Origin of the sequence: Mesorhizobium sp. (assembly GCF_024509055.1) — a bacterium.
In the GTDB taxonomy this organism is placed as follows: Bacteria; Pseudomonadota; Alphaproteobacteria; order Rhizobiales; family Rhizobiaceae; genus Mesorhizobium.
In genome coordinates this window covers 1-7,586 of record NZ_JANINM010000010.1, presented here as the reverse complement: position 1 = coordinate 7,586, position 7,586 = coordinate 1, and the positions used below count along the sequence as shown (strand labels likewise).

The 7,586-nt window shown below is 63.1% G+C and carries 12 protein-coding genes and 1 pseudogene; 5 read left to right on the top strand and 8 right to left on the bottom strand.

Annotation, left to right across the window (positions count from 1 at the left end):
- Positions 1–308: 308 nt before the first annotated feature.
- A complete protein-coding gene (locus Q0L57_RS00815) occupies positions 309–449 on the bottom strand; it encodes a DUF1127 domain-containing protein (RefSeq protein WP_296736427.1) in 141 nt (46 codons plus the stop codon).
- A 301-nt stretch (positions 450–750) separates the two neighbouring features.
- Positions 751–1,761, bottom strand: coding sequence for an NAD(P)H-quinone oxidoreductase (locus tag Q0L57_RS00810; RefSeq protein ID WP_296736425.1), 1,011 nt, complete (start codon positions 1,759–1,761; stop codon positions 751–753).
- 112 nt (positions 1,762–1,873) lie between these two features.
- Between Q0L57_RS00810 and Q0L57_RS00805 the strand changes: the two genes are divergently transcribed.
- From Q0L57_RS00805 to Q0L57_RS00795, 3 genes and pseudogenes are all read left to right on the top strand, one after another.
- Positions 1,874–2,068 carry a DUF1192 domain-containing protein gene (locus Q0L57_RS00805; protein ID WP_296736423.1) on the top strand — a complete coding sequence of 65 codons (195 nt, stop codon included), beginning with the start codon at positions 1,874–1,876 and terminating at the stop codon, positions 2,066–2,068.
- A gap of 27 nt (positions 2,069–2,095) precedes the next feature.
- Positions 2,096–3,397 (top strand): annotated as a pseudogene (locus tag Q0L57_RS00800) (MFS transporter); the annotation flags it as partial.
- 31 nt (positions 3,398–3,428) lie between these two features.
- Complete coding sequence (locus tag Q0L57_RS00795; RefSeq protein WP_296736421.1) at positions 3,429–3,716, top strand: metalloregulator ArsR/SmtB family transcription factor; 288 nt, start codon at positions 3,429–3,431, stop codon at positions 3,714–3,716.
- 7 nt (positions 3,717–3,723) lie between these two features.
- Here Q0L57_RS00795 and Q0L57_RS00790 read toward each other — a convergent pair whose 3' ends face one another.
- The 4 genes from Q0L57_RS00790 to Q0L57_RS00775 are packed head-to-tail and all read right to left on the bottom strand — an operon-like array spanning position 3,724 to position 5,600.
- Positions 3,724–4,188, bottom strand: coding sequence for an SRPBCC family protein (locus Q0L57_RS00790; protein ID WP_296736419.1), 465 nt, complete (start codon positions 4,186–4,188; stop codon positions 3,724–3,726).
- A gap of 16 nt (positions 4,189–4,204) precedes the next feature.
- Complete coding sequence (locus tag Q0L57_RS00785; RefSeq protein WP_296736417.1) at positions 4,205–4,576, bottom strand: DUF4440 domain-containing protein; 372 nt, start codon at positions 4,574–4,576, stop codon at positions 4,205–4,207.
- A 34-nt stretch (positions 4,577–4,610) separates the two neighbouring features.
- Positions 4,611–4,937 carry a metalloregulator ArsR/SmtB family transcription factor gene (locus Q0L57_RS00780; protein ID WP_296736415.1) on the bottom strand — a complete coding sequence of 109 codons (327 nt, stop codon included), beginning with the start codon at positions 4,935–4,937 and terminating at the stop codon, positions 4,611–4,613.
- Between the two features lie 6 nt (positions 4,938–4,943).
- A complete protein-coding gene (locus tag Q0L57_RS00775) occupies positions 4,944–5,600 on the bottom strand; it encodes a glutathione S-transferase family protein (RefSeq protein WP_296736411.1) in 657 nt (218 codons plus the stop codon).
- Positions 5,601–5,762: 162 nt separating this feature from the next.
- On the opposite strand from Q0L57_RS00775, the gene Q0L57_RS00770 reads away from it, so the two are divergent.
- Positions 5,763–6,281 (top strand): helix-turn-helix domain-containing protein, encoded by a 519-nt coding sequence (locus tag Q0L57_RS00770; protein WP_296736408.1) that lies wholly within the window; start codon positions 5,763–5,765, stop codon positions 6,279–6,281.
- Positions 6,282–6,462: 181 nt separating this feature from the next.
- A complete protein-coding gene (locus tag Q0L57_RS00765; protein WP_296736405.1) occupies positions 6,463–6,894 on the top strand; it encodes a heme-binding protein in 432 nt (143 codons plus the stop codon).
- Positions 6,895–6,909: 15 nt separating this feature from the next.
- On the opposite strand, the gene Q0L57_RS00760 is transcribed toward Q0L57_RS00765, so the two are convergent.
- Both Q0L57_RS00760 and Q0L57_RS00755 read right to left on the bottom strand, forming a co-directional pair.
- A complete protein-coding gene (locus Q0L57_RS00760; RefSeq protein WP_296736403.1) occupies positions 6,910–7,311 on the bottom strand; it encodes a hypothetical protein in 402 nt (133 codons plus the stop codon).
- Between the two features lie 141 nt (positions 7,312–7,452).
- Positions 7,453–7,586, bottom strand: a 134-nt coding sequence (locus tag Q0L57_RS00755; protein ID WP_296736429.1) for an arginase family protein, incomplete at its 5' end; no start/stop codon positions are given.

Here is a 7,586-nt window from a genome sequence, read left to right as displayed (position 1 = left end):
GTGTTGTCGACCAGCCAGACGGCGGTCGCCTTGGGCATCAGCAGCGTATTGGCCATGTCAAAAATCCTTCTCGTTCGCCCGCGTTCCCGCGCGGGCGGTGGTTTTAGAGCCACCAAAATGGGAAATTCGCGGCCTGTATAAACGCTCCGTCACGATTTCGCAACGTTTTTGGCAGTGGGGTCCCGGACCCCCAAAAGACAAAACCCGCTGGACGGGGTCCAGCGGGCTTGGAACCGGAGACGAGCAAGCGTCTGCGACGGCTCTGCTTCGAGGCTTCGGTCCGGCCATGAGGCCGGGCCATTCTTCAATCAGATAGCCTGACGGGCGATGCGCTCGATGTCGCCGCGGTTGATGCCGAGGTCGCTCAGCTGACGGGCATTCAGCTTGTTCAGCTCGCGCACGGTCTCGTTGTACATGCGCCACTTACGGAAAGCACGGATCGGGTTCATTTGAATTTCTCCAGTCGTTTGATGAAATCGTTTGATGCCGCTTAGATAGGCAAGCTTGCCCAAGAAATGAACGGACGCTTTTGCATGGCCGCAATGCGTTTTGTGCATTGCAGCATTAACGGTCCGTTCAGCTTGGGACTGGGGGAAATGCGCCGCCCCAGCATGGGTCGAGATTCAGGTCAGGCCGAGCCGAAAACGGCTGCGTCCGAGAACCGGAGCGGAACGTACTTAAAGTACGTGAGCACCGGAAGCGCAGGACGCAATCATTTGCAGGCCGGCCTCACCTGAATGTGCGCGCCTTCTAGCCGACGTCGAGCACGATCTTGCCGATATGCTCGCCCTCTTCCATCCGTTCGTGCGCCCGCCAGGCTTCCGTCAGCGGGAAGATCATATCCATGACCGGGGCCACCTTGCGGGTGCCGAGCAGCGGCCACACCTGGGCCTCGAGCGCAGCGGCGATGCCCGCCTTGAACTCGACCGTGCGAGGGCGAAGCGTCGAGCCGGTATGCACCAGCCGCTTGACCATGATCTTGGAGAAGTCAGCGCTGGCCACGGCGCCCGCCTGCACGGCGATCTGCACGATACGCCCTTCGACGGCCGCCGCGTCGTAGTTGCGCGCGACATAGTCGCCGCCAACCATATCGAGGATGACGTTGGCGCCCTTGCCGCCGGTGGCGTCCTTCACCGCCGCCACGAAATCCTGCTCGCGATAGTTGATCGCACGGTCGGCGCCGAGCTTCAGGCAGGCGTCGCATTTCTCGCTGCTGCCGGCCGTGGTGATGACATAGGCGCCGAAGGCCGAGGCGAGCTGGATGGCGGTGGTGCCGATGCCGGACGAGCCGCCATGCACCAGCAACGTTTCGCCCCTCTTCAGCCCGCCGCGCTCGAACACATTGTGCCAGACCGTGAAGTAGTTCTCCGGCACAGCGGCCGCTTCCGAATAGGTGAAGCCCGCCGGGATCGGTAGCACGCTGCCGGCGTGGACCTTGACATACTCGGCGTAACCACCGCCCGGCGTCAGCGCGCAGACCCGGTCGCCAATGCGCCAACGCGATATCTCGTCGCCGAGCGCCGCGATCTCACCCGCAGCCTCGAGGCCTGGCAGGTCCGAGGCGCCGGGCGGCGGCGGATAGGCGCCCTTGCGCTGCTGCACGTCCGGCCGGTTGACGCCGGCGGCATGCACGCGGATCAGCACCTCGCCGGGGCCTGGCACGGGCACGTCGCGCGTTTCGGGCTTCAGCACCCTCGGGCCGCCGGGCTGCGAGATCGCCACAGCCGTCATTTTCGCCGGAATCGTCTGTCCGTTTGCCATGGTCGTCCGTCTCCTGCCACCGGCTCGTCGCCGGTTGTTTGCATCCGCGCCTCTGCCCTATGTATGCTGATTGCCAAATCAGGCAAATGGCCAAGACGAGGGAGGAGCGACGATGGCGATCTTCGACGACGAACCCAAAAAGAAGCAGCGCCTGCACGAGATCGGCCAGGACCTGTCGCTGCTGTCCGTCGACGAATTGTCCGAGCGAATCGTGCTGCTGCGCGAAGAGATCTCCAGGCTGGAGGCCGAACGGACCGCCAAGGGCGCCACTAAATCCGCCGCCGAGGCGTTGTTCCGGCGCGGATAACGCGCGACCGGAGCACGTCCGCCGCCGAAAAGCCCGAATGCGTCCGTCAGACCTGCGCGACGAAGTCTCACCCGGATCCAAAGAATGTTTGCAACCTACAGGCCGATCCTCTCGCTGCTGCGCGGCACCGCATTCCTACTGGCGGCATCTGGGCTGCACGGCCTGCTTTTGCCCCTGCGCGGCCAGCAGGAGGGGTTTTCCACCGCTTCGCTCGGCTTGATGGGCACCGCCTGGGCCGGCGGTTTCGTCGCCGGCTGCTTCTTCGCGCCACGCCTCGTGCGCCGCGCCGGCCATGTCAGGGCCTTCGGCGCCTTCGCCGCGTCGGGCGCGATCATCGCGCTGCTCACCGGTCTGATCGTCAACGAATATATCTGGATCCTGCTGCGCGCCTTCACCGGCTTCACCATGGCCGGCGCCTTCATGGTCATCGAGAGCTGGCTCAACGAGAAGGCCACCAACGAGAACCGCGGCACCGTCTTCGGCCTCTACATGATGGTCACCTACGCCTCGATCATGGGCGGCCAGATGATCGTTGCCGGCGGCGACGTGATGTCGGCATCGTTGTTCATGATCACCGGCATCCTGTTCTGCCTCTCGCTCATCCCGACGGCCGTCTCGACGCAGTCGACGCCGAAGCCGCTGCAGGACGTCAAGCTCGACGTCAAAAGCCTGTACGCGAATTCGCCGGTGTCGGCGGTCGCCTGCCTTCTGATCGGCATCGCCAACGGCGCCTGGGGCACGCTCGGCGCCGTTTACGGCGCCCGCATCGGCATCCCGACCGCCGAGATCGCCCTGATGATGAGCCTGGTTGTCATCGCTGGCGCGGCCATGCAGCTTCCGGCCGGGCGGCTCTCCGACACGACCGACCGCCGCTTCGTGCTGGCGGGCGCCGCTTTCGGCGCGGCGCTGGTCGCGCTGATGATCTTCCTGCTCGCGCCTCGGTCCGGCATTTTCGTCATCGTCCTGACGGCCGCCTATGGCGCGTTTGCCTACACGCTCTACTCGATTGCCGTCGCTCACGCCAATGACCACGCGCGGGCGGAAGATTTCGTGAAGGTCTCCGGCGGCCTCCTGCTCCTCTATGGCTTCGGCACGATGATCGGCCCGCTGTTGGGGGCGGCGCTGATGGGGCTGCGTCCCGAAGGTCTCTTCATCGCAACCGCGCTCGCGCATCTCAGCCTTGCCGGCTACACCCTTCTTCGCATCCGCGCGCGCGCCCCGGTGCCGATCGAAAACCGCGATGCCTTCAAGACCCAGCCGGCCGATCGTGCGGTCACGCCCGAAGCCTTGCGGCTCGATCCACGTAGAAAGGTTGAAACCAACGGTTGAGATTTGGAAAACTTTGCCCCACTAATATGGCATGATGTTTTCCGACGCCTTTATGGCGATAGCCGATCCCAACCGGCGTTATCTCTTGGAAGAGCTCCGGCGCGGGCCGAAGACGGTGAACGAATTGGCGGCCGGATTGCCAGTGTCACGCCCGGCGGTTTCCCAGCATCTCAGGGTCCTGCTCGATGCCGGCCTGGTCAATGCCAAGGCCGAGGGCACACGGCGCGTCTACACCGTCAGCACCGCCGGCTTCCTCAGGCTCAATGTCTGGCTCGATCAATTCTGGGAAGTCGAGGAGATCGGCACGCCCGGCAGCTAAGGCAAATTCAAGCCCCTGAAGCCAGGGCCGCACCGAGCGCGTCGAGCAATTCGCCTGTTCCATGCTCGCGCGTGGCCGGCACGTCATGACCGTCGAAGAATGCCCCCTGCTCCGTCATGACGAGCCGCGTGCCATCGCCTTCGGCGATCAGTTCGATCGTCGCAAGCGAGACCGAGACGCGGGTTTCGCCGAACAACAATTCATAGCTGTAGACGATGCGCTGGTTCGGCACGATGTCCTGGTACACCGCATTGAAGAAATGCATCTGCCCGTCGCTGGGGCAACCGGCGTTCACCTCCTTGCCGCCGACGCGGAAATCCATCTCGTGCCGGCTCGGCATCGGATTGTCGGGATCGAAGAACCAGCGTTTCTTCGCCGCCGGATCGCTCAGCGCAAAATAGACCTTGGCGGGTGCTGCCGGATAGACGCGCTCGATGACGAAAGTCGAATGGACGACGGATCGTTCGGTCATGGATCGTTCCTCTTGGTCAGTTCGATGGCTTTTGCGGGATGAAGACGCCGTTGCGATAGCCAGCGCCGAAATAGACCTCTACCGAACGCAGCCTGTCGCCCTGGAAACGGTGCAGCTCGGTGTTGCGGAAGGCCTTCCCGTCCAGCGTCTCGCAGCGGTAGAGGACGAAGGCTGCATCCGCGTCCTCGCATATCCGCTCGATGGTGATCGACCTGAAAACCGGGCTGTCCGGCCAGCATCGGGCAAAATAGGTCGCACGGTCGATGGCGTCGTCATACGGGCTGGTGAAGGTGAAGTTGTCCGCAAGCACATCGGCGACCGGACCACGCTCATTGGCCAGATAGGCGGCAAAATAGCCGCGGATCAGTTCCGCTCTGCTCATGACCATTCTCCTTGGCTTCCGGCGCCGGCCTCGGCGCGCGTTAATCGGTCTCGGCCAGAAAGTCGCCCAATCGGTCGAGTCGGCGTTCCCAGGCCAACCGGCGCTCATTGATCCAGTTCTCGGCTGCCCGCAGTGCCTGCGGCTGGATCCGGCAGGTGCGCACCCGGCCGAGCTTTTCGCTGCGCACGAGCCCGCTTGCCTCGAGCACGTTGAGATGCTGCACTACCGCCGACAGCGACATCGCCAGCGGCTCGGCCAACTGGCTGACTGATGCCGGCCCGCGTGACAAGCGCTCTACCATGCCGCGCCGGGCGGGATCGGCAAGCGCCTGGAACATCAGGTCGAGCTGGGCGGGGTTGTGCAGCATCGGTCGCTACCCGTTGTTGTAAGGGAAGAACTTGAAATAGGGCTGCGCTTCGTCGATCACGCGGGCGAAGGCCGGCCGCTCCAGCAAGCGATCATGGTAGCGCTTAACGGCAGGGAATTTGTCGCCAAAAGGCTCGACCTTGTTGGCGTAGAACAACGCCGGGGAGGCAGCGCAGTCAGCCATGGTGAAGGTTTCGCCGACGGCCCAGGTCTTCTCTTGCATCTCCTGTTCGATGATCTCGTAGGAATTGCGAAGCTGCGCGCGGGCCTGCTCGACCCCGAAAGGATCGGTCTTGTCCTTCGGCCGCAACCTGTCGCCGACAATTTTCTGCATCGGTTCCTGCACGTATAAATCGTAGAAACGGTCGGCCTGGCGGACCTTGATGGCAAGGTCGGTATCGGCGGGGATCAGGTCGACCGGCCCGGGATAATAAGCGGCGAGATACTCGATGAGGATGGTCGATTCCAGCACCGTGCGGTCCCGCGCGTCATCCCGCAAGGCGGGCATCTTGCCGGTCGGCGACACCTTCAGAAAGGCGGCTCGCGACTGCTCGTCGCCGAGATCGACGATGACCGGAGTGAATGGGGTGTCGTTCTCATAGAAGGCAATCAGCGGCTTCCAGCAGAAGGACGCCAGGGGATGAAAATGCAGCGTCAGGGACATTCCTGGCTCCTTCCATGGTTGGGCGCATGATCAATACTGAAGTAATTACTTCACTATTGCGACCAACTGGTTGCGTCAAGACAGATATCCGATTGCATTTTGCAATCAGTTGCATGATAATCAGACTGATATCATAATGCAACCGGTTTTTCGGAGAATCGCATGAGCAACGAGCACCGGTCCGGCTGCCCTATCAATCTGTCGCTCGAGGTCTTCGGCGACCGCTGGAGCCTGATCATCCTGCGCGACATGATCTTTGGCGGCAGGCGTCACTTCAGGGAGTTGCTGAACGGTTCCCTGGAAGGCATCGCCTCCAACATCCTGGCGGACCGGCTGCGGCGACTGATGGAGCTCGGCCTGCTGACCAAGGCGGACGACCCAAGCCACAAGCAGAAGGCCATCTACAGCCTGACCGAGATGGCGATCACGCTGGTTCCGATCATGGCGCAGTTGGGTGCTTGGGGGCGGGTATGGCTACCGGTCAGCGAAGAGCTTTCGATCCGCGCCGAGCTTCTCGAAAAAGGCGGCCCGCCTTTATGGGATCGGTTCATGGATGAGTTGCGCCACGAGCATCTCGGCGCTCCGATGAAGACGCCGCCAGGCACGCCAGGCGTGCGCGCGCAGCTGCGCGCCGCCTATGAAGCGGTCGTCGCGCGTCAGGCCGAGGCGGCCGCCGGCTGACAACATCTTTTCGATGGCTGGACTGGACGCCGTCCAACCGCGGCTCCATATCTCTCCGGCACGTACCCCCCAGACGCCAAGCCCCTCATTCGATCCTTACGCAAAGCTGTTTCAAGCTGGACCGCGGTTTTCGCGGTCGCAGGATGCGGTCGATGATGGGACGTTCAACCAGGAGATTGCCATGACCGCGCTGACTCTCGCCAAAGCCACGCAAATCATCGACGCCGCCTTTGCCAAGGGCGCCCAGCTCAAGCTGAAACCGCTGGGCGTGTCGGTCCTCGATGCCGGCGGCCATCTCGTCGCCTTCCAGCGCCAGGATGGCGCTTCGTTCCTGCGGCCGCAAATGTCCGCCGGCAAGGCCTTTGGCGCGCTTGCCGTCGGCATGGGCTCGCGCCGCGTCGAAGCCTTCGCCAAGGAACGGCCTCACCTCGTAGCCGGCATCTCCGATGTCTCGGGCGGCCGCGTCCTGCCGGTCGTCGGCGGCGTACTGGTCCGCGACCAGGCAGGCGCCGTTATCGGCGCGGTCGGCATTTCGGGCGACACCTCGGACAATGACGAGGCCGCGGCCATCGCCGGCATCGAAGCCGCCGGATTCGCGGCCGACCCGGGCTGAGGCTGCCTGGAACCACTAGTTGAGGTTGATATCCCTGCTGGCCGACCGCATCGACACGGAGAAGCCGGCCAGCACGTCGAAGAGCGCAATGATCGTCAGCGTGAAGAAGACGGAATGCGCGGCTCCCTTGACCAGCAGGAACTCGACCAGGAAGGCGATGAAGACCAGCGTCGAGAGCAGATGGTCCATGATCGACGCATTGGTCGTGCGCACCGATTTCGAGATCTCGATGAACAGGAAGACTAGCCCGATCAGCACCATCACGTCGCCGAGCGTCATCGAGAAGGTGCCGCCCGACATCATGCGGAACGAAAACAGTTCCGTCGTCCATGGATCGTCGCCGCCGCCGAACAGTCCCAGCAGTCCGAGATTGTACAGGACGAAGGGTACGATCAGCAGCGGAATGGCACCGAACATCTGACTCTCCGGTTGGGCTGCTTTCAGTAGCAACCCCCCGGCCTTTGCCGTCAAGATTTTTCGTGCGCGCGCCCGAACACGGTCTAAGACCTAATGAAACAACGATGTCAGCCGGTTGTCCGGCTGACGTCCCATAGCGGCCTATCGCTTGAAGTAACCGGCGCGCACGGCGGCGCCGATGACGTTGAGGATGATGTGCCCAGCGGTCATCGATGTGATTTCGTTGACGTCGCGCGCCGGCGCGATCTCGACGATGTCCATGCCGACCAGCTTGC

Excerpts from the sequence above, each read along its gene's own strand:
- Q0L57_RS00815 (WP_296736427.1), bottom strand. The coding sequence starts at position 449 with ATGAACCCGATCCGTGCTTTCCGTAAGTGGCGCATGTACAACGAGACC.
- Q0L57_RS00810 (WP_296736425.1), bottom strand. The coding sequence starts at position 1,761 with ATGGCAAACGGACAGACGATTCCGGCGAAAATGACGGCTGTGGCGATC.
- Q0L57_RS00805 (WP_296736423.1), top strand. The coding sequence starts at position 1,874 with ATGGCGATCTTCGACGACGAACCCAAAAAGAAGCAGCGCCTGCACGAG.
- Q0L57_RS00795 (WP_296736421.1), top strand. The coding sequence starts at position 3,429 with ATGATGTTTTCCGACGCCTTTATGGCGATAGCCGATCCCAACCGGCGT.
- Q0L57_RS00790 (WP_296736419.1), bottom strand. The coding sequence starts at position 4,188 with ATGACCGAACGATCCGTCGTCCATTCGACTTTCGTCATCGAGCGCGTC.
- Q0L57_RS00785 (WP_296736417.1), bottom strand. The coding sequence starts at position 4,576 with ATGGTCATGAGCAGAGCGGAACTGATCCGCGGCTATTTTGCCGCCTAT.
- Q0L57_RS00780 (WP_296736415.1), bottom strand. The coding sequence starts at position 4,937 with ATGCTGCACAACCCCGCCCAGCTCGACCTGATGTTCCAGGCGCTTGCC.
- Q0L57_RS00775 (WP_296736411.1), bottom strand. The coding sequence starts at position 5,600 with ATGTCCCTGACGCTGCATTTTCATCCCCTGGCGTCCTTCTGCTGGAAG.
- Q0L57_RS00770 (WP_296736408.1), top strand. The coding sequence starts at position 5,763 with ATGAGCAACGAGCACCGGTCCGGCTGCCCTATCAATCTGTCGCTCGAG.
- Q0L57_RS00765 (WP_296736405.1), top strand. The coding sequence starts at position 6,463 with ATGACCGCGCTGACTCTCGCCAAAGCCACGCAAATCATCGACGCCGCC.
- Q0L57_RS00760 (WP_296736403.1), bottom strand. The coding sequence starts at position 7,311 with ATGTTCGGTGCCATTCCGCTGCTGATCGTACCCTTCGTCCTGTACAAT.